General features: G+C 34.5%; 19 protein-coding genes. 13 read left to right on the forward strand and 6 right to left on the reverse strand.

From position 1 onward, the window contains the following. Window positions 1–20: 20 nt before the first annotated feature. The 6 genes from ACYQ5R_RS01945 (at window position 21) to scpA (ending at window position 6,291) form a co-directional block, all read left to right on the forward strand. Window positions 21–1,316 (forward strand): carbohydrate porin, encoded by a 1,296-nt coding sequence (locus tag ACYQ5R_RS01945; protein ID WP_460189220.1) that lies wholly within the window; start codon window positions 21–23, stop codon window positions 1,314–1,316. A gap of 53 nt (window positions 1,317–1,369) precedes the next feature. Next, the gene (locus ACYQ5R_RS01950; protein WP_460189221.1) at window positions 1,370–1,819 is read left to right on the forward strand and encodes a hypothetical protein; all 450 of its coding nucleotides are present in this window, start codon (window positions 1,370–1,372) and stop codon (window positions 1,817–1,819) included. 135 nt (window positions 1,820–1,954) lie between these two features. Further along, window positions 1,955–2,563, forward strand: coding sequence for a uridine kinase (udk, locus tag ACYQ5R_RS01955; protein ID WP_460189222.1), 609 nt, complete (start codon window positions 1,955–1,957; stop codon window positions 2,561–2,563). A 1-nt stretch (window position 2,564) separates the two neighbouring features. After that, window positions 2,565–2,882 (forward strand): FtsB family cell division protein, encoded by a 318-nt coding sequence (locus tag ACYQ5R_RS01960; protein WP_460189223.1) that lies wholly within the window; start codon window positions 2,565–2,567, stop codon window positions 2,880–2,882. 9 nt (window positions 2,883–2,891) lie between these two features. Beyond that, window positions 2,892–4,244 carry a methylmalonyl-CoA mutase subunit beta gene (locus ACYQ5R_RS01965; protein WP_460189224.1) on the forward strand — a complete coding sequence of 451 codons (1,353 nt, stop codon included), beginning with the start codon at window positions 2,892–2,894 and terminating at the stop codon, window positions 4,242–4,244. Then, window positions 4,231–6,291, forward strand: a complete 2,061-nt coding sequence (scpA, locus tag ACYQ5R_RS01970; RefSeq protein WP_460189225.1) for a methylmalonyl-CoA mutase — start codon at window positions 4,231–4,233, stop codon at window positions 6,289–6,291. The genes ACYQ5R_RS01965 and scpA overlap by 14 nt, the downstream gene beginning before the upstream one ends. A 52-nt stretch (window positions 6,292–6,343) precedes the next feature. Here scpA and ACYQ5R_RS01975 read toward each other — a convergent pair whose 3' ends face one another. Further along, window positions 6,344–6,634, reverse strand: coding sequence for an isoamylase early set domain-containing protein (locus ACYQ5R_RS01975; protein WP_460189226.1), 291 nt, complete (start codon window positions 6,632–6,634; stop codon window positions 6,344–6,346). A gap of 96 nt (window positions 6,635–6,730) precedes the next feature. Further along, on the reverse strand, window positions 6,731–7,750 hold the full coding sequence (gene mgrA / locus ACYQ5R_RS01980) for an L-glyceraldehyde 3-phosphate reductase (protein WP_460189227.1): 1,020 nt from the start codon (window positions 7,748–7,750) through the stop codon (window positions 6,731–6,733). Window positions 7,751–7,895: 145 nt separating this feature from the next. Between mgrA and ccsB the strand changes: the two genes are divergently transcribed. Next, window positions 7,896–11,012 carry a c-type cytochrome biogenesis protein CcsB gene (gene ccsB, locus ACYQ5R_RS01985; protein WP_460189228.1) on the forward strand — a complete coding sequence of 1,039 codons (3,117 nt, stop codon included), beginning with the start codon at window positions 7,896–7,898 and terminating at the stop codon, window positions 11,010–11,012. A gap of 44 nt (window positions 11,013–11,056) precedes the next feature. Next, window positions 11,057–11,629, forward strand: a complete 573-nt coding sequence (locus tag ACYQ5R_RS01990; RefSeq protein ID WP_460189229.1) for a DUF2892 domain-containing protein — start codon at window positions 11,057–11,059, stop codon at window positions 11,627–11,629. A 73-nt stretch (window positions 11,630–11,702) separates the two neighbouring features. Here the strand turns inward: ACYQ5R_RS01990 and ACYQ5R_RS01995 are convergent, their stop codons facing one another. Both ACYQ5R_RS01995 and guaA read right to left on the reverse strand, forming a co-directional pair. Continuing rightward, complete coding sequence (locus ACYQ5R_RS01995) at window positions 11,703–13,439, reverse strand: LysM peptidoglycan-binding domain-containing protein (protein WP_460189230.1); 1,737 nt, start codon at window positions 13,437–13,439, stop codon at window positions 11,703–11,705. Window positions 13,440–13,468: 29 nt separating this feature from the next. Continuing rightward, window positions 13,469–15,001, reverse strand: coding sequence for a glutamine-hydrolyzing GMP synthase (gene guaA, locus ACYQ5R_RS02000; RefSeq protein ID WP_460189231.1), 1,533 nt, complete (start codon window positions 14,999–15,001; stop codon window positions 13,469–13,471). 371 nt (window positions 15,002–15,372) lie between these two features. Between guaA and gyrB the strand changes: the two genes are divergently transcribed. From gyrB to ACYQ5R_RS02015, 3 genes are all read left to right on the forward strand, one after another. Then, window positions 15,373–17,313 (forward strand): DNA topoisomerase (ATP-hydrolyzing) subunit B, encoded by a 1,941-nt coding sequence (gene gyrB / locus ACYQ5R_RS02005; protein ID WP_460189232.1) that lies wholly within the window; start codon window positions 15,373–15,375, stop codon window positions 17,311–17,313. Window positions 17,314–17,456: 143 nt separating this feature from the next. After that, window positions 17,457–18,383 (forward strand): malate dehydrogenase, encoded by a 927-nt coding sequence (locus ACYQ5R_RS02010; protein ID WP_460189233.1) that lies wholly within the window; start codon window positions 17,457–17,459, stop codon window positions 18,381–18,383. 124 nt (window positions 18,384–18,507) lie between these two features. Then, entirely contained in the window at window positions 18,508–19,533 is a 1,026-nt protein-coding gene (locus tag ACYQ5R_RS02015; RefSeq protein ID WP_460189234.1) for an alkane 1-monooxygenase, read from the forward strand. A 30-nt stretch (window positions 19,534–19,563) separates the two neighbouring features. Here ACYQ5R_RS02015 and ACYQ5R_RS02020 read toward each other — a convergent pair whose 3' ends face one another. After that, entirely contained in the window at window positions 19,564–20,079 is a 516-nt protein-coding gene (locus ACYQ5R_RS02020) for a GNAT family N-acetyltransferase (RefSeq protein ID WP_460189235.1), read from the reverse strand. Continuing rightward, a complete protein-coding gene (locus ACYQ5R_RS02025) occupies window positions 20,079–21,755 on the reverse strand; it encodes a formate--tetrahydrofolate ligase (protein WP_460189236.1) in 1,677 nt (558 codons plus the stop codon). The genes ACYQ5R_RS02020 and ACYQ5R_RS02025 overlap by 1 nt, the downstream gene beginning before the upstream one ends. 215 nt (window positions 21,756–21,970) lie before the next feature. On the opposite strand from ACYQ5R_RS02025, the gene secDF reads away from it, so the two are divergent. Then, window positions 21,971–24,940, forward strand: coding sequence for a protein translocase subunit SecDF (secDF, locus tag ACYQ5R_RS02030; RefSeq protein ID WP_460189237.1), 2,970 nt, complete (start codon window positions 21,971–21,973; stop codon window positions 24,938–24,940). A 117-nt stretch (window positions 24,941–25,057) separates the two neighbouring features. Beyond that, window positions 25,058–26,170 (forward strand): adenylate kinase, encoded by a 1,113-nt coding sequence (locus ACYQ5R_RS02035; RefSeq protein ID WP_460189238.1) that lies wholly within the window; start codon window positions 25,058–25,060, stop codon window positions 26,168–26,170. Window positions 26,171–26,172: the final 2 nt, after the last annotated feature.

Consider the following 26,172-nt stretch of genomic DNA (forward strand, 5'->3'; position numbering starts at 1 on the left):
TTTTACCTAAAACTATTGCTATGAAATCGAAAATTATGCTGTGTCTTCTTTTATTTTCATTTGGTATAGTTTACACTCAAGAAAAAAAAGAAACCAAAAAGGACAGTACCGAATATATATACGAAAGTAAATCAAAACTTAACGGTCCTACCTCTATTGCAGAAATATTAAAGTTTGATAATGACATTGACCCATATTACCGTTTACCAGTAAAATATACAAAACCCTGGTATGATTGGAAAAAGAAATTTAATGAACAGACCGGTATTGGTTTAGGTATTGAATACGTATCACTTGCTTTGGTTGCAACTGATGTGATAGATGAAGAAATTAATGATAAATTAACAAGTAGCGGAATATTAAACATAAGGGCTAATAAAGTTATTGTAAATCGAAAAAAAGAAAAAAATCAAGGAACTTTTGCAGTTCTTTTAAGTAGTCGACATAGATATAATGGTGAAAGCAGCCCTATGTTTCATGGTCTAGATGAATCGGGCTATTATGGATTAACAGGCACAGGATACTTGCATTATACATTTAGAATTTTAGAGCTACATTATTCTCAACAATTTCTCGAGGGAAGAATAAACACTATTGTTGGTAAAATAGATCCTGCAAATTATTTTAACTTTCATGGTTTAGGGATTCCTACCAAGGCATTTATAAATTATGGTTCAATTGGAAGTGGTACGGTAAACATGCACAATCCCGGTTTTGGAGTTGGTGTGGGAGCAGTTTTAACCAAATCTTTATATCTAAAGCTTGCCTTTACAGATGTTTATGGTGATTTATATCAAGACGGTAATTTCTTAGATTTTGGACGCAACTTTTTTAATGGCGATATTCAAACTTGGGCAGAAATAGGATGGGCCCCAACCATTGATGAGATTTTTACTAAAAACTTTAGTTTAACTTTTTGGCGCAGTCCATCTTATACAAGTCATACTGGAGCAGAATATGAAGATGATTTAGGTATTGCCTTTAGCTCCTATTGGTTATTTAATGAAACTCACATGCCGTTCTTAAGATTCGGGTTTTCTGGCGGTAAAGCAGAAAACACTTTTTATACGAAAGATGTGCAATTGGGTTATGGTTTAAATTTTAAGAATCATGACCTATTCGGAATTTCTTTTTCTTGGGCAGAACCAAACATAGATGGAACAAAAAACCAGTTAACAGGTGAGCTTTTTTACCGGTTTCAATTAACAAGACGCTTTGCAATTACACCAGATATTCAATGGATTAAAAATCCCACGTTGAATCCTGATGAATCAAGTTTGTGGTATTTTGGAGGTAGAGCTAGAATTTCTTTATAATTAATTCTGCAATAAATATTTTAGTTTTTTCCTTATTTTTGAAAAAAAAAGTTATGAAAAAACAAATTACACTATGTATTGTATTGGCTATGTGTGCTTTTATTAACACGAGTCATGCACAGGATCGCGGTGGACCGCACGGAAATGCTCTTAACGTATTTTTTGGATTTGGAGAAACTACTTCAATATCTAGTTATTACGAATTTGAAGTTCACCCAGACATTACTGTATCTCCAGTTGTTAATATTTGGTTTGGAGACTACGATGGATTTGGTCTAGGTGTTCGAGGTGACTATTATTTTGATAGATTACTGAAACTTCACGAAGCTTGGGACATTTTTGCTGGGTTAGACACAAATGTAAATTTTGACGGAGGAGACTTCAACATTCAAGGACATATGGGTGCTGAGTTCCTAATTACGAATAAATTTGGAATTGTTGCCGAAACTGGTTTCGGAAGTATTAATTCTATCTCCGTTGGACTAGGAATTCATCTGAATTAGGAAAAAAGTAATTTCCAAAGAGAGTCTTTTTTAAGGCTCTTTTTTTGTTTATAACTATTAACACTCGATACTTACAGCAATGAATTTATCTGTTTAAAATTGCTATTTTTGTTTTGGTCTTAAACAAGAAAACACATGCTTATAATAGGAATTGCAGGAGGTACAGGTAGTGGTAAAACTACCGTTGTAAATCAAATTTTAAATGAACTGCCAGAGAATGAAGTAGGTGTAATTTCGCAAGACTCTTATTACAAATCTACAGACAATCTATCTTATGAAGAGCGAACAAAAATTAATTTTGATCATCCAAGAGCAATAGATTTCCAATTATTAGTAAAACATTTAAAAGCGCTTAAAAAAGGTGAGACAATTGAACAACCGGTGTATTCGTTTGTAAAGCACAATCGCACAAAAGATTCGTTAAAAACGCACCCAACAAAAGCGCTTATTGTTGAAGGAATTCTTATTTTCAACAATCCAGAATTACGAGACTTATGTGATATTAAAATCTATGTACATGCCGATGCAGATGAGCGTTTAATACGAAGATTAAAACGCGATATTCAGGAACGTGGTAGAGATTTAAATGAAGTACTCAATAGGTATCAAGACACTTTAAAACCAATGCACAATCAATTTATTGAGCCAACTAAAAACTTTGCCGATATTATTATACCAAATGATCGATATAATACAGTGGCAATAGATATCGTTAAAACAGTAATCAACGACAAACTGATTTAATATGGGGTTAAAAAAGGTGAGACAAAATAAATACATTCGATTTTTCACAAATCGCTATGTACTTATTTCTATTGTCTTTCTTGTTTGGATGATTTTCTTTGACGAAAATTCATTTTTAGTAGACCATCAATTTAACAAAGAAATTAAAGAACTTGAGACCGATAAAAAATTCTATCAATCTGAAATCAATAAAGACAAACAAAAAATAGAGCAACTGGAAGATTCTACAAAACTAGATACCTACGCTCGCGAGGTCTATCATATGAAAAAAGAAAACGAAGATGTTTTCATTATTGAATATGATTCTATCAAAGAATAAATTCTTGCTATGGATAAAATATCATTTGATGAATTCCCGTCTGTTGGTTCGAAACAGTGGAAACAAAAAATTCAGTTTGAGTTAGGTGGATTAGATTATAATGAGACACTTGTAACCCAAACCATAGATGGAATAAATATCAACCCTTTTTACCATTTCGATGCAGCAAAAAATGACATAGAACTTCAGCAAACAACCGATTTTTATATTTGTCAAAAGCTATACATTACAAAAGAAAAACTATCTAATAAGTTAGCCTTAGATGCCTTAAATCGAGGTGCCGAAGCCATTACTTTTATCGCATCAAATCCTTTTGACATAAAGGTGTTATTGAAAGACATTCCTAAAGAAACTCCTCTTTTTTTCGAGTTAACTTTCGCTTCAAAATCATTTTTTGAAGAGTTGGCTATAGAAGATAGGTTAATACATATCAATTACGACCCCATAAGTCATTTAGCTAAAACAGGAAATTGGTTTAAAAATGTAAAATCTGATTTTACATTACTAAATGATAATATGCTTCATGCAGCGCATACATTTTTAAAGATAGATACTATTTTATATCAAAATGCTGGAGCAACCATTACGCAACAAGTAGCTTATGCTTTAGCTCATGGTGTAGAATACCTCAATTATATTATTCAAAATAATATAAAAGTTCCTTCTAAATTTGTTTTTTCTTTTGCTCAAGGGAGCAATTATTTTTTCGAAATCGCAAAATTACGAGCCTTTAAAGTCAGTTTTAAATCAATTCTCAACCATTTAAATCTTCAAACGAAGATTCACATTTTTGCACAACCTACGCTTCGTAATAAATCAATTTATGATTACAATAACAATATGCTTCGCACCACCAGTGAGTGTATGAGTGCAATACTAGGTGGCGCAGATACAATTAGCAATGTATCTTATGACCACTTGTTTCACAAGAAAAACGAATTTGGAGAACGCATTTCTAGAAACCAACTAATAGTATTAAAAGAAGAAACCGATATACTTAGTAAAGATTTTGCCTCTGGAAGTTATTATATCGAGAGTCTTACGGAAGAAATTGCAAATAAGGCTTTAGCTATTTTTAAAGATATAGAAAAAGGCGGTGGATTTATGGCACAATTGCACCAAGGCACTATTCAAAGAAAAATTAAAGAAAGTGCCCAAAAAGAACAATCACTTTTTGATCAACAAAAACTTCAATTATTAGGAACAAACTTGCATCCTAATTCAGATGATAAAATGTCCAATTCATTAGAGCGCTCACCTTTTCCTAACAAAAGAGTAGTAAAAACTCTAATTGCTCCAATAGTGCCAAAAAGGTTATCAGCTAAGTACGAACAAAAAAGATTATCAGATGAAACGAATTGATGTACAAGACATAAAGCTTGGGCAAAAAGAGGTTTTGTCTACCCAAGAAAATCATTCTAAATTCGCTGCTGGATTCACACCTTTTTTACGAGGTCCATATAGCACCATGTACGTTAGAAGACCTTGGACTATTCGTCAGTATGCCGGATTTTCTACTGCTAAAGAGAGTAATGCTTTCTACAGACGTAATTTGGCTGCAGGACAAAAGGGATTATCTGTCGCCTTTGATTTAGCAACACATAGAGGTTATGATTCAGACCACGACCGTGTACATGGAGATGTTGGTAAAGCCGGTGTAGCTATAGACACTGTGGAAGATATGAAAGTCTTATTTGATCAGATTCCATTAGATAAAATGTCTGTTTCAATGACCATGAATGGTGCTGTATTACCAATTTTAGCATTTTATATCGTTGCTGCAGAAGAACAAGGTGTATCTCCAGAACAGTTAACAGGTACAATTCAAAATGATGTGCTTAAGGAGTTCATGGTGCGCAATACATATATTTACCCACCTACACCTTCTATGAAAATTATTGCTGACATATTTGAATACACCAAACAACATATGCCAAAATTTAATAGTATTTCTATTTCGGGTTACCATATGCAAGAAGCAGGGGCCACTCCAGAAATTGAATTGGCTTATACACTTGCAGATGGATTAGAATATGTAAGAACAGGTTTAAAGGCAGGTTTAAAGATTGACGAATTTGCACCGAGACTTTCGTTCTTTTGGGCAATTGGCATGCAACATTTTAAAGAGATTGCAAAAATGCGAGCAGGTAGAATGTTATGGGCTAAATTGATACAACAATTCAATCCAACAAACCCAAAATCATTGATGTTGCGCACGCACTGTCAAACTAGTGGTTGGAGTTTAACAGCACAAGACCCTTTTAACAATGTGGCCCGAACCAACATAGAAGCCATGGCTGCTGCATTTGGAGGCACCCAGAGTTTACACACCAATGCATTAGATGAAGCCATTGCATTACCTACAGATTTTTCTGCGCGTATTGCGAGAAACACACAATTGTTTTTGCAGCATGAAACTTATATTACCAAAACTGTAGATCCTTGGGGTGGTAGTCATGCCCTTGAAAAAATGACATCTGATATTGCGAACAAAGCTTGGGAGCTGATTGAAGAAATTGAAGAATTAGGAGGAATGACGAAAGCATTAGAAAAAGGCATTCCAAAGATTAGAATTGAAGAAGCGGCCGCAACAAAACAAGGTCAGATTGATAATGGCGAAGCCGTAATTGTAGGATTAAACAAATATCAGGTTGAAAACGAAGAAGCTATTAATATACTAGAGGTAGATAATAATGCAGTACGCGCATCTCAAATAGAACGATTAACTGCTTTAAAAGCAAATCGAAATTCTGAAGAAGTAACTAAAACATTAGAAGCATTAACCAATGCTGCTAAATCGCGTAATCAAAATTTATTAGATTTGGCAGTACAAGCAGCGAGATGCAGAGCTACTTTAGGTGAAATATCTGCTGCACTTGAATCTGTTTTTGGACGATTTAAGGCAACTACCAATACTATAACAGGTGTGTATAAGAGAGAAATGGTAAAAGATCCTTATTTTAAATTAGCTACGGAATTAGCAGATCGGTTTTCTGAAATGGACGGAAGGCGACCAAGAATTATGGTTGCCAAAATGGGGCAAGATGGCCATGATAGAGGAGCAAAAGTTGTAGCAACTAGTTTTGCTGACTTAGGTTTTGATGTTGATGTTGGCCCCTTGTTTCAAACACCACAAGAAGTAGCAAAACAAGCCGTTGAAAACGACGTTCATGTTTTAGGAGTTTCATCTTTAACTGCTGGACACAAAACATTAATACCTCAAGTAATTAAAGCATTAAAAAGTTACGACAGAGGAGATATTTTGGTGATAGCAGGTGGTGTAATACCTCAACAAGACTACGAATATTTATTTGATGTAGGCGTTTCTGGAGTATTCGGACCTGGAACTAAAATTTCTAAGGCTGCTATTGATATTCTAGAAAAACTCATTGAAAATGTCGACGAATAAAAAAAGTCCCGCAACAAATGTTGCGGGACTTTTAATTTATATTCTTAATCAACTACACGGTTAAAACAGAATTCTCTGCGCCTGCATAGTCATTCCATAAATAAGCGTCTGCTTCTGTATCGTTTGTATATTCACCATCAATAATATATCTAAACTCATAAGAACCAGCAGCTGGTACATCTACGGTAGTTTTAAATTTTCCGTTTTTAAATTTCTTAAGCGGAGTTACTGTCCACTCATTAAAAGATCCTAATACAGCAACATTATCAGCTTCCACATCAGCTAATTCGAATGTTACTTTACAAACTGGTTTCGATTTCAAGTACTTTTTTAGTAGTGCCATTAGTAATTTGATTTTGATTTAATTCAACACGACAAAATTAGCTACTACTTGTAAAGAAACCTTTAGGATATTGTTATATTTATATGCAATATTAACTTATGAATTTAAAATACTTTCAATTTCAGTCAATTCTGAATCTGAGAACGCTAAATTATCTATCACACGAACATTGTCTTCTAACTGCTCTACCCTGCTTACTCCGACCAAAACAGTAGTAACTTCAGGGTGCCTCAAAATCCAAGCGATTGCCATTTGTGCCAAACTCTGCCCGCGCTTTTCGGCAAGTGCATTTAGTTTTTGAACTTTAGTAATTAATTCGGGTGTAATCTGATCACTTCCTAAATAACTAGTTGCAGTTCCTGCTCTAGAATCAGCAGGAATCCCTTTGATGTATTTGTTTGTAAGCATTCCCTGTGCCAATGGAGAAAATGCAATAGAACCAATACCCTCTTGATTTAAGGTTTGCAACAAACCATCCTCAACCCAACGATCTAACATATTGTATCTAGGTTGATGAATTAAACATGGGGTACCCAATTCTTTTAAAATTTTAGATGCCTTGGCAGTATCTTCTGCACTGTATTGAGAAATCCCAACATATAAAGCTTTACCTTGACGTACCAAATGATCTAAAGCACCCATAGTTTCTTCAAGCGGTGTATGCGGGTCCGGACGATGATGGTAAAATACATCTACATAATCTAAGCCCATGCGCTTTAAACTATCGTCACAACTCGAAATTAAATACTTGCGAGAACCAAAGTTGCCATATGGTCCATTCCACATATCCCAACCTGCCTTAGAAGAAATAAATAATTCATTTCTATACGACTTAAAATCTTTCTTAAAAATTCGTCCAAAATTTTCTTCAGCAGCCCCAAATGGTGGTCCATAATTATTGGCCAAATCAAAATGAGTAATACCCAAATCAAAAGCCTTTCTTAAAATGTTTCTCGCTTTAGAAAAGTCATCTGAATCCCCAAAGTTGTGCCATAAACCTAAAGAAATTAATGGTAATAAAATACCAGATTTACCACATCTTCGATATTTCATTTCATTATATCTATTTTCTGCAGCCACATATGTTGGCATTGGAGCATGATCGTTTATATACATGTTTTTTGTGTTTAAAAAAAAGCTGTTCAAATTTAGGTTTTTAAATGTAATTACGACCAAGAGTGTAGCTGTTAATTCTTGCTAAATCTTTATTAAATAACAACACTAATGCGTATTTTTGCGTAAACTTTTTTTGAGGTAAAAAATGAAGAAAATTTTTGCTCTTTTATATTCAACCAGACTTACCGGAATTTTGTTTATTGTCTATGCTGCGGCAATGGGAATTGCCACGTTTATAGAAAACGATTATGGTACACAGACAGCCAAAAAACTGGTGTATAATGCTTGGTGGTTTGAAGCCATTATGGTCTTGTTTGTTTTAAACTTTGTAGGTAATATTTTCAGATACCGTTTATTCAGAAAAGAAAAACTAAGCGTTTTACTGTTTCACTTGGCATTTATTTTAATAATTCTAGGTGCTGGAATTACCAGATACATTAGTTACGAAGGAATTATGCCTATTAAAGAAGGTGAATCTTCTAACAAAATGTATTCTGAGGCTATCTATTTTCAGGTTACAACGCACGACAATAAAGATCAGCGTAAATCTGTACCTGAAAAAGTATTATTGTCTGCCAAGGGTGAACCCAACTTTACTTTTAAAGATAATTTCAGAGCAACAAAATTTGAATTTGATTTAGTTGAATATATTCCAAACTTTAAAGAAGAGTTTACAGAAGTTGAAGACGGAGATAATTATTTAAAATTTGTAGAGTCTTCAAATGGAGGTCGTCATGATCATTTTATCAAACAAGGAACAAGTCAGTTAATCCACAATGTTCTTATTGGTTATGATAACCCTGGCACGAATAGCATAGACATTACAACTGTTGATGATCAACTAAAACTACAATCTGCACATGAAGGTACTTTTTTAAGAATGGCTGATCAGTTTGAAGGCACCATAGCAAAAGACTCTATTATGGATCTTCAATTATTGTCTTTGCACAATGTAGCTGGATTAAACTTTGTAATTCCTCAAACAGCTATTAAGGGCACATACAAAACAGTTAAGGGCGATAAAGATGAAAATCCTTTAGACCGTTTAATTTTTGATGTTACTGTTGGTAATGAAACAAAACAACTTCAAGTTGATGGAGCACAGTACAATATCGAAGCTCCTGCAAGAATAACAGTGGGCGATTTAAACTTTAGAGTGAATTATGGCTCTATGGAAATCGAATTGCCTTTTAATATAAAATTGAGAGACTTTCAGCTTGACTATTACCCAGGATCAGAAAGCCCAATGTCTTATGCCAGTGAAATAACAGTGATAGACCCGAAAGAAACGTTTGATTTTAGAATATTCATGAACAATATTTTGAATTACAAAGGGTATAAATTCTTTCAATCAAGTTACAATATAACCCCAGAATACGAAGAAACACGTTTGTCTGTAAATCACGATGCTTGGGGTACAACAATTACCTATATTGGATACATTTTATTGTTTTTCTGCATGACCTTTATTTTGTTCTTTAAAGGCAGTAGGTTTGATGATTTACGTAGGAGTTTAGACAAAATAAAAAAGAAAAAAGCTGCTTTAACAATTGCCGCCATACTAACGTTTGGTCTGGGGAATGCACAACATACAGGAGCTCATTTAACAGACGCACAATTTGACTCTATTCTTCAAGCAAATAAAGTTGAGGCTGTACATGCCGAAAAATTTAGCCATTTAGTAATTCAGGATGCCGGAGGTAGAATGAAACCTGTGCACACGTTTGCCTCGCAGTTGTTGAGAAAAGTTACTAAGAAAGACACTTACCATGGTCTTGATGCAAATCAGGTTTTTATTTCGATTCAGCAAAATCCTAGATTTTGGTTTGAAGCTCCAATGATTTACATCAAGAAAGACAATACACGTTTACGAGATATTTTAGGAATACCTCACGAACAAAAGTATGCTAGACTTTCTGACTTTTTTGACGGAGAGGGGAATTATAAAATTGGAGAGCTTCAAGAAAAGGCGTTTAAAAAGCGTATTAAGTCAAAATTTGAACAGAGCGTTTTGGATGTCAGCGGACGTGTTAACTTATTATACTCTGCTGTTTATGGTGATTTACTAACCTTATTCCCAGTACCTGGAGATCCGAATAACAAATGGGTAACACAACACGAACTACATTCTATTGGTTTTAAGGGGCAAGACTCGGTATATGTTAAGCAAATGCTTCCTGCCTATTTACAAACGGTAACCATGGCCAAAGAAAGTGGAGACTACACACAAGCAATAGAAATTTTAGATGGCATATCGTTGTTTCAAAAGAAGTTTGGTGCCGATGTACATCCGTCAGATAGAAAAGTAGATCTTGAGATATTCTATAATAAAAACGACATCTTTAAGAGCTTATTTGTCTACTATATGTTAGCTGGTGTTGTAATGTTAATCTTTATCATTTCACAGATTTTCACAAGTTCTAGGTTTGTAGATATTATCGTTAAAATACTGAATGTAATACTCATCTTATTGTTTGTATATCATACAGTAGGTTTAGGAATTAGATGGTATATATCAGGACACGTACCATGGAGTAATGGTTATGAATCCATGATTTATGTGGCATGGGCTACTATGTTATTCGGATTAATCTTTGGTAGAAAATCAACTTTAACAGTTGCTGCAACGGCCTTTGTAACATCTATGATATTAATGTTTGCACATATGAACTGGATGGATCCAGAAATTGCAAACTTAGTACCAGTACTAGATTCTTATTGGGTAATGATTCACGTATCTATTATTGTAGCAAGTTATGGTCCGTTTACCTTGAGTATGATTTTAGGACTAATTGCATTGTTTTTAATAGCGATTACCACTAAAGGAAATAAAAAGAAGGTTGAATTGCAGTTAAAAGAATTAACTGTAATCAACGAAATGTCTATTACGGTTGGATTGGTTCTTTTAACGATAGGAAACTTCTTAGGTGCTATATGGGCAAATGAGTCTTGGGGCCGTTATTGGGGTTGGGACCCTAAAGAAACTTGGGCATTAGTAAGTATTATGATTTACGCCTTTGTTTTGCATATGCGTTTAATTCCTAGTTTAAGAGGTCGTTATTTATTTAATGTAGCTGCAGCAATTTCTTTTGCATCTATATTAATGACTTACTTAGGTGTAAACCACTTATTATCTGGTTTACATTCATATGCACAAGGTGAAGCTGCTAAGATTCCATATCAAATCTGGACTTGGTTAGCAATTGTTGTAGGATTAAGTGTATTGGCGTTCTTTAAAAATAGAATGCATTATAAAAAGTAACTTTTAAGAAAAGGTGTACATTTGCGTCTGAAAAAATTTAAACTATGTTTCATAAGTATATAAAATTAGTAATTGCAACAGCCATTTTAGTATGGTCTGGTTTTCAATTTGCAGATGGAAATATTGGTAACGGAATCTCATTAATCTTATTAGCTGCAGTTTTTGTATTCTTCTATTTTAAGAATGAGTTTATTCTTTTAGCCTTCTTACAATTGCGTAAACAAAACTTTGCAGGTTGTCAAAAGTGGCTGAGCTATATTAAAAACCCAAGTGCTGCTTTGGTTAAAAAACAAGAAGGATATTACAATTTCTTGCAAGGTATAATGGTTTCTCAAACCAACTTAACACAAGCAGAAAAATTCTTTAGAAGAGCCATTGAATTAGGATTGTCTATGAATCACGATTTGGCGATGGCTAAGCTTCAATTAGCGGGAATAGCTATGTCTAAAAACAGACGTCAAGAGGCTAATAAATTAATGAGCGATGCTAAAAAACTAGACAAACACGGTATGCTAAAAGATCAAATGAAAATGATGAAAGATCAGATGAAGCGTGGCGGAATGGTAGGACACCATCAAATGCAACAAATGCGTGGAGGTCGTAAAGGATTTAGATAATTAAAAATCTTGAATCAATTAATAGATAATGTAGAATAATAAAAAAAGAGCAACCAATTGGTTGCTCTTTTTTTTATTCTATACTTATCAAATCTAAGTTGTCTTGATATTGCAAAAGGAATATTCCGTTGTTTTCTAAACTACCAAAGAGGCGTTTATCGTAAGCAAAAATGGTTGCTACTCTTCTCGAAACACCTTCAGCTGTATTTTCAATCTGTTTTTCAGAAGCTAATCGCAACAGTGTATCATAGGTAACATCAAAACCTGTTGCAGCAAATTGATTTGGTCTTACATAATTCTTCTCTTTATACAACTTCTCAAAACTTCTTGTTTCAACTCGTGTAACATCTTTAAAAGAAACCTGAGGATATGTAAAATGCAACCTAGCTAAATGATCGTTATTTACATTATCGTAGCTTTTGCCTTTGCCAAAACTAAACAATTGAATATCTCTTTTTTCTAAAGGCATAACACCTAAATTGTTTACTACATCCGCAGTTACAATATTGTCATCACCTAAAAGCAATACCCAATTCTTTAATTCTATGGTATCTATCACTTCTATAAAACGCTCTTTCTTAATATACCCCTCTTCTGGTTGTAATATAGTTATGTCGTTTATTGAATCATGAGTTTTAAATTTTGCAATCAAATGATTGATTTTTGTTGTAGTTGCAGGTTTTGCATCCCCAGAAATAATAATTTTTTCACCGTTATAATTATCTAGCATATACTCCACAACTTTCTCTTCTAATAACGATTTGTTTGGAGCCACTTTTACCAAATTCTTATCACTTACTTGTGTTTGTGATTTTGAATACAATGGAGCAACCACAGGCACATTTACTTTATCTGAAACAAACTTTGCATTCTTTAAAAATAAGGGACCAATAATTACATCTGCATCTTTAACCTCATCTGCCCTCACTAAAGCTTGTAATTTCTGATTGCTATTTTCAGTATCTAACACACTTACATTAATGTCTAATCCTTGCATTCTAAGAGAGTCAATCGCCACCTCTGCTCCAGCATGAAAATCTGTAACAATATTCAACAATCTGTTATCCCATTCAAACGGAATCGGTTCTCCATCCTCTTCTTCTGACTCTCTAGGTTCTAAATCAATATCATTAAACCTATATGGTAACATTAGCACAACATTTAATGTTCTATCCGTTATCGAATCATTAAAATATACAATGGAACTCTCTTCTTCTGAAAATTTAATTCCAACAATTAAAGTCATCCCTAAATTCAATCCATCTTTTAAATGAGGATTCAATTCATACAAGGCATCTTCAGATATGTCATATCGTTTCGTAAGATTAAAAACCGTATCATCTTTTACAACCAAATGCGTAATATGAGTAGAATCTATAGTTGGAGTCATCACCTCTTCAACAATTGGATCAACTTTTTCAGGAATAATCAAGACCCTCCCTACACTTATCGCATTACCGGTTAAATCATTTACTGCTTTAAGTGCATCAACAGAAACAACGTATTTCTGGGCTATACCAAACAAACTTTCTTTACGCGCAACCGTATGTGTTCTTTGCCCCTCTGCCTTTACAACGGGAGTCTTACCAAAATTTTTATTTGGAACAATAATTACCGTTTTTGCCGCCGGCTTTTTTGAAACATCCGGATTGAGCTTCATCAATTCTTTAGGCTTAACACCTAATTCTTTCGCAATACTCTTTAAAGTTTCTCCTTGCTTAACGGTATAAGAAATGTATTTTTTCTCTTGTGCCGCTAAACTCGTAACAACAAAAAGTACAACTACAAATAGCCACCTAGTTAATTTCATATAAAGTTTTTTGGTTTAAAGTTCAAAAACTATTCCCATTCTATTGTTGCAGGTGGTTTTGAACTAATATCATACACTACTCTATTAACGCCTCTTACGTTATTTATTATCTTATTAGAAGTTTCTTGCAAAAATTCATACGGCAAGTTAACCCAATCAGCGGTCATACCATCCACAGACTCTACCGCTCTTAAAGCTACACATTTTTCGTAAGTACGCTCATCGCCCATTACACCAACAGAATTTACCGGTAACAACATTGCACCTGCTTGCCAAACATCGTTATACAAATTCCATTTTTTAAGCCCGTTAATAAATATGGCATCTACTTCTTGAAGCATACGCACTTTATCTGCAGTAATATCACCTAATATTCTAATCGCTAAACCAGGACCAGGGAAAGGATGACGACCTAATAACTCAGGATCAATACCCATAGATTTTCCAACCCTTCTTACCTCATCTTTAAAAATCATTCTTAGCGGTTCTACAATTTGTAATTTCATAAAGTCAGGTAAGCCTCCTACATTATGATGGCTTTTAATTGTAGCACTTGGTCCTCCAGTTGCAGAAACAGATTCTATAACATCAGGATAAATAGTACCCTGCGCCAACCATTTTACGTCTTCTATTTTGTGCGCTTCATCATCAAACACTTCAATAAAAACGCGTCCTATAATTTTACGCTTTTTTTCTGGATCACTCTCTCCTGCCAATTCACCCAAAAATCGATCACTAGCATCAACACCTTTCACGTTTAACCCCATTCCTTCGTATTGCTTCAATACGCTTTCAAATTCGTTCTTACGCAAAAGACCATTGTTCACAAAAATACAGTACAAGTTGTCTCCTATTGCTTTATTTAAAAGAACACCCGCCACTGTTGAATCAACTCCACCAGATAGTCCTAAAACAACTTTTTCGTTTCCTATCTTATTTTTTAAGTAAGAAACCGTAGATTCTACAAAAGAATCAGGAGTCCATTCCTGTTTTAAACCAGCAATATTTACCAAAAAGTTTTCTAACAATTTGGTCCCATCTGTAGAATGATAAACCTCAGGATGAAATTGAATTGCGTACGTAGCTTCTCCTTCAATTTTATAAGCTGCATTTGCCACGTCTTCTGTACTAGCAATCATTGTATAATTATCTGGTAATGAAAGAATCGTATCACTATGACTCATCCAAACTTGACTCCCCTGATTGATACCTTCAAACAAGGCCTCATCGTTTGCGATAAAAGATAAGTTGGCTCTACCATATTCTCTTGTATTAGAAGCTCCAACTTCTCCACCAAAATTATGTGCCAAATACTGTGCACCGTAGCAAACACCCAATAAAGGCATTTTACCTTTAATTTCAGATAGATCAATTTGAGGAGCTTGATCACCTCTAACAGAGTGTGGACTGCCCGAAAGAATCACCGCCTTAAAATCTGAAATATTAAACTTTGAACTGTTGTATGGATGTATTTCGCTGTATATGTTGAGCTCTCGAACTCTACGTGCAATTAATTGCGTGAACTGCGAACCGAAATCTAGAATAAGTACTTTGTGTTGCATGCGCAAAAATAAACTAAATTTAAAAATCGTACTACCAACTTCGCACTAATTTTCAACGGATTTTTAAGTGAAATTACAAATGTCTTTACACGCGACTTTTTACTGCTAATTTTTTGTTTTTATCACTTGATATAGCCACAAAAACAAACCTCATATTTAAGCTGTAAAACACTTTAATTATTTTAGGCTTGAACTCCGTTTAAAAATACACTCATTTCCCATTTAAGGTGCTTTTTAGCCGTTTTAAGAGACTTTCTACTTTTCACAATTTGTTGATAACTTGAAAATAATCCACTGATTTTACGACTAAATTGGGTGGTTAAAAAGTTATATTTGATAGGAATTTTGTAGAACAAAAACATACTTATTTTATGAGTGAAGAAGCAAAAAAACACAATTATTCAGCCGACAGTATTCAGGCACTAGAAGGGATGGAGCACGTACGTATGCGTCCGTCGATGTATATTGGTGATGTTGGAGTGCGCGGTTTACACCACTTAGTATATGAGGTGGTAGATAACTCTATTGATGAGGCCATGGCTGGACATTGTGATAAAATTGATGTTTGGATTAACGAAGACAATTCAATTACAGTAAAAGATAATGGTAGAGGTATTCCAGTTGGAATCCATAAAAAAGAAGGCGTATCTGCTCTAGAAGTTGTAATGACTAAAATTGGAGCCGGTGGTAAATTTGATAAAGACTCTTATAAGGTTTCTGGTGGTCTACACGGTGTTGGTGTATCGTGTGTTAACGCACTTTCAAACCACTTAAAAGCTACTGTATATAAAGAAGGAAAAATTTGGGAACAAGAGTACGAACGTGGTAAACGTTTATACCCTGTTAAAGCAGTTGGAGAAACAGAAGATAATGGTACCATAGTAACTTTTACTCCAGACGACTCTATTTTTACTACCACAACTACTTACAGCTACGATACTTTAGCAGCTAGATTACGTGAATTATCGTATCTGAATAAAGGAATTACAATTACGATTACTGATAAAAGACGTACCAATGATGAAGGTGAATTTGTAAGTGAATCGTTTTACAGTGATATTGGTTTACCTGAATTTATTCAATACTTAGATGCAACTCGTGAGCAATTAACGGCAGGTGTTGTTTCTATGGAAGGAGAGAAAAATGGAATTCCTGTGGAAGTAGCAATGGTATACAACACCTCGTTCGCAGAAAATCTGCATTCATATGTAAATAATATTAATACGCATGAAGGTGGTACACACCTTTCTGGTTTTAGACGTGGTTTGACTTCTACATTGAAAAAATATGCAGAGAACTCTGGGTTGTTAAAGAATCTAAAATTTGAGATTGCTGGTGATGATTTCCGTGAAGGGTTAACAGCCATTGTTTCTGTAAAAGTAGCTGAACCACAATTTGAAGGTCAAACTAAGACTAAATTAGGAAACAGAGAAGTTACTTCTGCAGTAAGTCAAGCGGTATCTGAAATGTTGACTGATTACCTAGAAGAAAACCCTAATGATGCTAAAACCATTGTTCAAAAAGTAATCTTAGCAGCGCAAGCACGTCATGCCGCTCGTAAAGCACGTGAAATGGTGCAACGTAAAACGGTAATGTCTATTGGTGGTTTACCTGGTAAACTAAGTGACTGTTCTGAGACTGATCCAGAAAAATGTGAAATCTTCTTAGTTGAGGGTGACTCGGCGGGTGGTACTGCAAAACAAGGTAGAGATAGAATGTTCCAAGCTATTTTACCATTAAGAGGTAAAATCTTGAACGTTGAGAAAGCAATGCAACACAAAGTTTTTGAAAATGAAGAAATCAAAAACATGTTTACTGCCTTAGGAGTTACTATAGGAACAGAAGAAGATCCTAGAGCATTAAACTTATCGAAGTTGCGCTATAGAAAAGTTGTAATAATGTGTGATGCCGATGTCGATGGTAGTCACATTGCAACACTTATCTTAACGTTCTTCTTCCGCTATATGCGCGAATTGATTGAGGAAGGATGTGTGTATATTGCTGCTCCTCCTTTGTACTTAGTTAAAAAAGGACAAAAACGTGAATACGCTTGGAATGATGACCAACGCGACTTAATTGTTCAAAAAATGGGTGGTACTGCAACAATTCAGAGATATAAAGGTCTTGGTGAGATGAATGCAGAGCAATTATGGGATACTACTATGAATCCTGAATTTAGAACGTTACGTCAGGTTTCTATTGATAATGGCACTGAAGCCGACAGAGTTTTCTCTATGCTAATGGGAGACGACGTTCCGCCACGCAGAGCGTTTATAGAAAACAATGCGAAGTATGCGAATATTGATGTTTAAAAAACATCGCATAAATACATTATTAGCCTCGTTTATCGAGGCTTTTTTTGTGCCTTAAAATTCAATCTTTTATTCTTTTTAAAAGGGCATTAAATTCACTAAATTTGCGACTCAATAAATTTTAACATTCTAAATTTTTATATATGAAAGTAACAGTAGTTGGTGCAGGTGCCGTAGGTGCAAGTTGTGCTGAATATATCGCTATGAAAGACTTTGCCTCTGAAGTTGTAATTCTTGATATTAAAGAAGGCTTTGCAGAAGGAAAGGCAATGGACTTAATGCAAACTGCATCTTTAAATCACTTTGATACGCAGATTGTTGGTACAACTGGCGATTATTCTAAAACAGCTGGAAGTGATGTAGCAGTTATTACAAGTGGTATTCCTCGTAAACCAGGAATGACTCGCGAAGAATTAATTGGCATCAACGCTGGTATTGTAAAAAGTGTTTCTACTAGTTTATTAGAGCATTCTCCAAACGTAATTATTATTGTGGTTTCTAACCCAATGGATACAATGACCTATTTAACTCACAAATCTTTAGGCTTACCTAAAAACCGTATTATTGGTATGGGTGGTGCTTTAGATAGTGCTCGTTTTAAATACCGTTTAGCAGAGGCTTTAGAAGCTCCAATTTCTGATGTAGACGGAATGGTAATTGGAGGTCACTCAGATAAAGGAATGGTTCCATTAACTCGCTTAGCAACTAGAAATAGTGTACGTGTTTCTGAGTTCTTATCAGAAGAGCGTTTAGAGCAAGTTGCTGCAGATACTAAAGTTGGTGGTGCTACATTAACTGGTTTATTAGGTACAAGTGCATGGTATGCTCCAGGTGCTGCAGTATCAGAATTGGTAAAAGCAATTGCTTTAGATTCTAAGAAAATCTTCCCTTGTTCTGCTTTATTAGAAGGCGAATATGGTTTAAGCGATTTATGTATTGGTGTACCTGTTGTATTAGGTAAAAACGGTATTGAGAAAATCGTTGAAATTGAATTAAGCGAAGGTGAAAAAGCAAAATTAGCTGAAAGTGCTGTTGGTGTTAAAAAGACCAACGGTTTATTAGAAGCATAATTAGCTACTGCATAAACTATTGAGATTCTGAATTTAGTTCAGAATAACGAAACTTCAACATCCTTATTTATTAACAAGTGAGGATGTTTTGTTTTTGAGTATATTTACCTGAATCATTTAAAGAATGAAAAAGTTAAAATACCTCATCATTTTTATACTGCCAATTGCCGCATATATATCTTTCACCTCACAAGGTTGGCTAACACATTTGCCATTTTTTATTGCTTTTGTTACTGTTCCAATATTGGAGTTATTTATTGAACCAGACCATTCTAATTTAGATACTGTTGAAAAAGAACTTGCCTCTAAAAACTGGTATTACCGTATCATATTGTACAGCATTGTGCCGATTCAATTGATTTTATTGTTTGTTTTTCTGACCACTTGGAATCAGGATTTTACGACGAGTGAAATTATTGGACGAATTGCCTCTATGGGAATTATGTGTGGTGTATTCGGAATTAATGTTGGCCATGAACTCGGACATAAAGATGAACGGTGGGAGCAATTTCTTGGTGAAATTTTATTATTAACCTCTCTTGAGACTCATTTTCTACCGTATCACAATTATGGTCATCACTTTGATGTAGCAACTCCAAATGATGCAGCAACTGCACGTAAAAATGAATGGGTTTATAGCTTTTGGTTTCGTTCTCAGATAAGTAGTTATTTCAAAGCATGGCAAATGGATTTAAAAAGACTTAAAATCAAAAAGCAAAATGTTTTAATGAGCAGAATGCTGTGGTATACAGTTGCACAAGTAACACTTTGCACTGTCATTTATACTTACTTTGGAGCATTAATTTTAGCGTATTTTCTATTAGCAGCCCTTATTGGCATTTTATTATTAGAGACCGTAAATTACATTGAACATTACGGATTACTTAGAAAACAAAAAAAATCTGGAAGATACGAGGTTGTGAATCCCACTCATTCTTGGAATTCAGATCATTTAGTAGGCAGGTTATTACTATTTGAATTGTCTAGGCATTCTGACCACCATCATCGAGCCAATAAACCCTATCAATTGTTAGATTCGCATTCAGAGTCTCCACAAATGAAAACAGGATATCCTGGAATGATGTATCTAGCATTAGTACCTCCTTTATGGTTTAAATTAATGAATAAGGAATTGATTAAATTTAATTGATAGCTTTTATAAAAACCTATTGAAATAAAGTTATAAAAGATTGATTTTAAATCCATAAACATATACACCTGCCCTTTCAAAATCTATTAAGGGAAATCTTTCAAAACCTCTGCGTTTATACATTTCCATGGCAGCTTTCATGTATTGGGTTGAATGAATCATAAGAGTTTGATGCCCTTCTTCTCTAGCCTGCTCTAAACATTTATCAATAAGTGTAGAAGCTAAGCCTTGTCCGCGAAGATTAGAACGCACTGCTAATAATCTAAAAGCGGCTGCATTTTGCTCTAAAGTAATGGGCTCACCGGCACCATAGTTTTGCATATTACCAAAATACACCAACCCACCACCTATTTCACCATCATTAGATACTGCAATAAATAACTTAACACCTGATTGGGTTGCGAATTCACCTACATTTCTAAGGGTATCATAGTACTCAGGTATTTCATCTAAACCAGGGAACCCTGGCAGCTGACTATACACATCAACCATCAGGGTTCCTAATTCATAATATTCTTTTGGAAAAGCTTCTCTAATAATCCACATTAAGACAAGCCTGAGATTACACCATTTTTATCAATCTCCATATTTGTAGATGCTGGAACTGAGGGTAACCCGGGCATACGCATCATCTTACCAAGAATTGGAATTACAAATTGAGCGCCAGCAGCAATCTCAATTTCTCTTACAGTCACTTTGAACCCAAAAGGCCTACCTATTAAAGATTCGACATCAGAAAAGGATTTCTGTGTTTTTGCCATACACACGGCAAAATTGTTAAAACCTAATCTGTCAATACGTTTTAAATTTAACTGTGCTTTCTTATCAAACACTACAGCATCTGCTCCGTAGATTTCTTTTGCAATTATTTCGATTTTCTCAACTACAGGAGCATCCCAATTGTACAAAGCTTTGTATTGCGTTGCTTGATTCTCTACCACATCAATCACAGCTTTTGCCAATTCTTGTGTGCCTTCACCTCCCTTGGCCCATCCTTCAGATACTACAGCTTGCACTCCTAAATCTGCACAAGCATTTTTAATAAAATCAACTTCTTCCTGCGAATCCGAAATAAATGAATTAATTGCAACAACAGGTTCTATATTAAATTTTCGAACATTCTCTATGTGCTTTTCTAAATTCTTGAAACCTTCTGTTACGCGTTCAACACTTGGTGTATTGTATTCTTCTTTTTTAGCACCACCGTGGTGTCTTAAAGCTCTAATAGTCGCTACTAAAACAACTGCTTTTGGATTCAATCCTGCGGCAGCACATTTAATGTTCAAGAATTTTTCTGCACCTAAGTCAGCTCCAAATCCAGCTTCTGTAACTACATAATTGCTCAGAGATAATCCCATTTTAGTAGCAATAATTGTGTTGGTTCCTTGCGCAATATTAGCAAATGGTCCACCATGAATAATAGCAGGATTTTTTTCTAGGGTTTGCACCAAGTTTGGTTTTATGGCATCTTTTAATAAAATAGCCATTGCATTTTCGGCTTTTAAATCACGCGCAAAGATTGGTTTTTTATCAAAGGTGAATCCAACAAAAATATCGCCTAAGCGTTTCTTTAAATCATCAAAATCTGTGGCCATACATAAAATGGCCATCACTTCTGATGCTGGTGTAATATTAAAACCATCTTGCCTTGGAATACCATTTGCGGTTCCTCCAAGCCCTATAGTAATATCTCTGAGGGCGCGATCATTCATATCAATCACACGTTTCCATAAAATGGTTCTAGGATCAATATTAAGATTGCCAATCTTAGTTTGCAGATTGTTATCTATTAAAGCTGACAATAAATTATTGGCTTTTTCTATAGCATTAAAGTCTCCTGTAAAATGCAAGTTGATATCTTCCATTGGAACAACTTGAGAATAACCTCCTCCAGCGGCTCCACCCTTTATACCGAAAACAGGCCCTAAAGAAGGTTCTCGCAACACCACAGCTGCTTGTTTACCAACTTTATTTAAACCTTCTGTTAAACCTATAGAAACCGTGGTTTTACCTTCACCCGCAGGAGTTGGAGTAAGGGCTGTTACCAAAACTAGATTGTTTTGTTTTATCTTTTCTTCATCAATTAAATGTAAAGGTAGTTTGGCTTTATGTTTTCCATACAACTCTAAATCATCTTCTGAAACATGTAATTTTTCTGCAATTTCTTTTACATGCAATAAATGCGCTTCTTGTGCAATTTCAATATCTGTTTTGTGGCTCATAGTTCCCCTATTTTTAGCCCTTAAATATACTACTATAAAAAGTGAAATTACCCATTCATTAGAAGAATTTAAAGTAGTCTCTAAACCCTCTTTTTCTAGCTAAATTTATTGGTTTTCAGGCTATTCAATAAATGTTAAAAAACATTGGGTATTGCCATTGGAAATTTTATATTTGCACGTTTATTAAAAATAGAAGATTTATAAATTAGAAGAGCATGCAAAACAAAGGACTTATCAAGTTATTTGCAATCCTGTTTGGATTAGTGAGTTTGTACCAACTATCTTTTACTTGGTTTGCAAACGATGTGGAGAAGAAAGCGAAGGAGTTTGCCATTGAAAAATCTGATGGTGATGTATCAAAATTAGCTACTTATGAGCGCGTATTCATTGACTCAATAGAGAATGACACCATCATTCCTTTAATCAACTTTACGTACAACGATATTAAGAGCAATGCCATGAATTTAGGTCTTGACCTAAAAGGTGGTATTAATGCAACACTACAGGTTTCTGTACGCGACATCTTAATTGGGCTTTCTAACGACTCTAAAAACCCAGTTTTTGTTGAGGCTTTAAACAACGCAACGGCCGCTCAGAAATCAAGTAATAAAACATTTTTTGATTCTTTTTACGACGAATTTGTAGAAGCGAGCAACGGGACTGTTAAGTTAAGCGACCCTACTATTTTTGGTAATAAAAACTTTGAAGGTAAATTTACTTTTACTGACGATAATGCTGCTGTAAAACCTCATTTAGAAGATCAAATTGATGCATCTATCTCAACGGCATTTATTGTATTGAGAAGCCGTATTGATAAGTTTGGAGTTACACAGCCTAACATTCAGAGAATTGGTAAATCTGGTAGAATCTTAATTGAATTACCAGGAGCTAAAGATATTGACCGTGTAGAAAAATTATTGCAAAGTACTGCAGAGTTACAATTCTGGGAAGTGTTTACAAATGCAGATGTGCAAGGTTTCTTATATGATGCAGATGCTAAAACTGCTGAATTATTTGCAGCTACTGAAGAAGTTGCAGACACAACACAAACAGAAGATGTAGAAAGTTTATTAGGTCAGGTTTCAGATTCTTTAAAGACACCTGAATTACCAAATAGATTGTTCTCTTACTTAAGACCAAATCCATCTTACCAAGCAAATCAAACGAGCTCTTTAGTAGCACAAGCTATGGTAAAAGATACTGCTAGAGTTAATGAGTTCTTAGCTAACAAAGAAGTACGTGCTTTATTACCAAGCGAATTACGTTACGTTAAATTCTTATGGGATGCTAAGCCTGCAGTTGGAGATGTAATTGGTTTATACGCAATTAAAGGTAACCGTCAAGACGTTGCTCCAATTGAAGGAGATGTAATTAGCGACGCAACTGATACATTTAACCCATACACTGGAGCTCCAGAAGTAAGCATGACTATGAATACTTATGGAACTAGACTTTGGGCTAAAATGACTACAGACAATGCAAACGGTGGTTTTGTTGCCGTTGTATTAGATAATGAAGTTCATACTGCACCAAGTGTAAACGACCCTATCTTAAATGGTAGAACTAGTATTTCTGGTGGTAACATGACTTTAAGTGAATCTCAAGATTTAGCCAACATTTTAAAAGCTGGTAAATTACCTGCTGCTGCTCATATTGTTGAGAAAGCTGTTGTTGGAGCATCTTTAGGTCAAAAAGCAATTGATAGCTCATTCCGTTCTTTCGGAATTGCATTAATATTGGTATTAATCTGGATGGTATTCTATTATGGTAAAGCTGGTTTATTTGCCAACATTGCCCTAGCAGTTAACATCTTATTATTATTTGGTTGGTTAGCTTCTTTTGGAGCCGTATTAACTTTACCAGGTATTGCAGGTATTATTTTAACCATTGGTATGTCTGTAGATGCGAACGTAATTATTTACGAACGTATTAAAGAAGAATTATCTGGTGGAAAAGGTTTAAAAGAAGCCATCTCTGGTGGGTTTAGTTTAAGAGGAGCTTTATCAGCAATTGTAGATGCTAATATTACTACCTTATTAACTGGTGTTATTTTATACTCTTTTGGAACAGGACCAATTAAAGGATTTGCCTATACATTAATCTTAGGTATTGTAACATCTTTCTTCTCAGCTGTATTTATTACACGCTTAATTCTAGACAGCTATACGAAGAGAAATGGCGATTTAACATTCAATACTGGTATTAGTAAAAACTGGTTTAGAAACATTAACATAGACTTCTTAAAGAAACGTAAACTTGCTTACATTATCTCAGGAGCTATTATTGTTTTAGGTATAGGTTCTTTAACTACAAACGGCTTAAACTACGGTGTAGACTTTGTTGGAGGTAGATCTTATGTTGTGAAGTTTGACCAAGCGATGAATGCTTCAGAAGTTGCTTCTGCTTTAGGTGAAACATTTGGAGATGCTCCAGAGGTTAAAACCTATGGTGAAGTAAACCAATTAAAAATTACAACTAAGTATAAAATTGATGCTGAAGGAAACTCAATTGATGACGAAGTAAGAGATTTATTATTTACAGGATTACAAACATATTTACCAGATGGTATGACTTTAGATGAGTTTAAAGTAGACTATAATGGAGCGCGTACAGCTGGTATAGAAAGTCAAATTAAAGTTGAACCAACAATTGCAGATGATATTAAAGCTGCTGCTGGTTGGGCTATCTTTGGATCTTTATTCTTTGTATTCTTATACATCTTAATCAGATTTAGAAAATGGCAATACAGTTTAGGTGCCGTAGCTGCGGTATTCCACGATGTATTAATTGTATTATCTATTTTCTCTATTACATACAAGTTCATGCCATTTGACATGGAGATTGGTCAATCGTTTATTGCAGCAATATTAACTGTAGTTGGTTATTCATTAAACGATACCGTGGTAATTTTTGACCGTATTAGAGAGTATACTAAATTACATTCTTCTTGGAAATTCAACCGTATTGTAAACAGTGCCTTAAGTAATACTTTAGGAAGAACAATCAACACATCTATTACTACTTTAGTAGTATTATCTGCAATCTTCTTATTTGGTGGAGATTCTATTAAAGGATTTATGTTTGCCCTAATTGTAGGGGTTGTAGTTGGTACGTACTCATCATTATTTATAGCATCGCCTATTATGTATGATACGAGTAAAAAAGACGATAAAAAGAAAAAATAAACTTTTATAGTTTTTAGTATACAAAACCGTTCCGTTAAATCGGAACGGTTTTGTATTTTTGCACCTTACCATTTTAGTGGTAACACATTGATTAAAAAGTCTTAAAATAGTTACACATTGAGTACAATTAAATTACACGACAAGTACTTTAACCCATACTTAAGCACAGCTCAAATAGATACTGCCGTAGATACTTTAGTACAACAAGTATTAAATGATTGTCAAGACGAAGTCCCTTTATTTATAGGTATTTTAAATGGCTCATTTATGTTTGCCGCAGATTTTATTAGAAAATACCCAAGGGCATGTGAAGTATCCTTTGTTAAAATGGCTTCTTATGAAGGAACAAGCTCTACTGGTAAAGTAAATGAACTTGTAGGTATAAACGAAGATCTTACTGGAAGAACTGTAGTTATTTTAGAAGATATTATCGATACAGGTAATACGCTTCAAAAAATCTATGAGATTTTTAAAAATAAAAATGTTAAGACATTAAAAATAGCAACCCTATTTTTTAAACCAGACGTATACAAAAAAGAATTACCCATAGACTATATTGGCTTGTCTATACCCGATGCCTTTATAGTTGGTTACGGACTAGACTATAACAACCTTGGAAGAAATCTTGCAAGTATTTATAAATTAACAACACCCTCAATGAAAAACATCGTATTATTTGGCCCTCCAGGTGCCGGTAAAGGAACACAAGCAACACTTTTAAAAGATCAATACCAATTAATTCATATTTCTACTGGAGATGTATTTAGATACAACATTAAGAATGAAACAGAATTAGGTATGCTTGCTAAATCTTATATGGATAAAGGAGATTTGGTTCCTGATGAAGTAACTATTAACATGTTAAAGGCAGAAGTTGAAAAGAACCCTCAAGCTAAAGGCTTTATTTTTGATGGTTTCCCTAGAACAACTTCACAGGCAGAAGCCTTAGATGCATTTTTAGCAGAAAAAGGTGAAACAATTAATGGTATGATTGCTCTTGAGGTACCAGAAGATTTATTGGTTGAGCGTTTGTTAGAACGTGGTAAAACAAGTGGTAGATCAGACGATCAAGACGAAAGTAAAATTAGAAACAGATTTAACGAATACAATACCAAAACTGCAATTCTTAAAGATTTTTATGCAGAACAAAACAAATACTTTGGTGTAGATGGTGTTGGTTCTATAGATGATATTACATCGCGTTTAAGCACGATTATCGATAAGCTTTAATT

Source organism: Urechidicola sp. KH5 (genome assembly GCF_054661455.1).